Genomic DNA, 617 nt, shown 5'->3' on the forward strand with positions numbered 1-617 from the left:
TTGGAGTCCACGTTCTTTAATAGTGGACTCTTGTTCCAAACTGGAACAACACTCAACCCTATCTCGGGCTATTCTTTTGATTTATAAGGGATTTTGCCGATTTCGGCCTATTGGTTAAAAAATGAGCTGATTTAACAAAAATTTAACGCGAATTTTAACAAAATATTAACGTTTACAATTTAAATATTTGCTTATACAATCTTCCTGTTTTTGGGGCTTTTCTGATTATCAACCGGGGTAAATCAATCTAAAGTATATATGAGTAAACTTGGTCTGACAGTTACCAATGCTTAATCAGTGAGGCACCTATCTCAGCGATCTGTCTATTTCGTTCATCCATAGTTGCCTGACTCCCCGTCGTGTAGATAACTACGATACGGGAGGGCTTACCATCTGGCCCCAGTGCTGCAATGATACCGCGAGACCCACGCTCACCGGCTCCAGATTTATCAGCAATAAACCAGCCAGCCGGAAGGGCCGAGCGCAGAAGTGGTCCTGCAACTTTATCCGCCTCCATCCAGTCTATTAATTGTTGCCGGGAAGCTAGAGTAAGTAGTTCGCCAGTTAATAGTTTGCGCAACGTTGTTGCCATTGCTACAGGCATCGTGGTGTCACGC

At 43.4% G+C, this 617-nt stretch carries 1 protein-coding gene; it reads right to left on the reverse strand.

The features are described 5' to 3' along the window. Nucleotides 1–280: 280 nt before the first annotated feature. Nucleotides 281–617 (reverse strand): serine hydrolase (locus tag IF83_RS32805; RefSeq protein WP_158711135.1); only part of this gene is annotated, 337 nt, incomplete at its 5' end.

The organism is Streptomyces albus subsp. albus (assembly GCF_000719865.1).
Classification (GTDB): domain Bacteria; phylum Actinomycetota; class Actinomycetes; order Streptomycetales; family Streptomycetaceae; genus Streptomyces; species Streptomyces albus_E.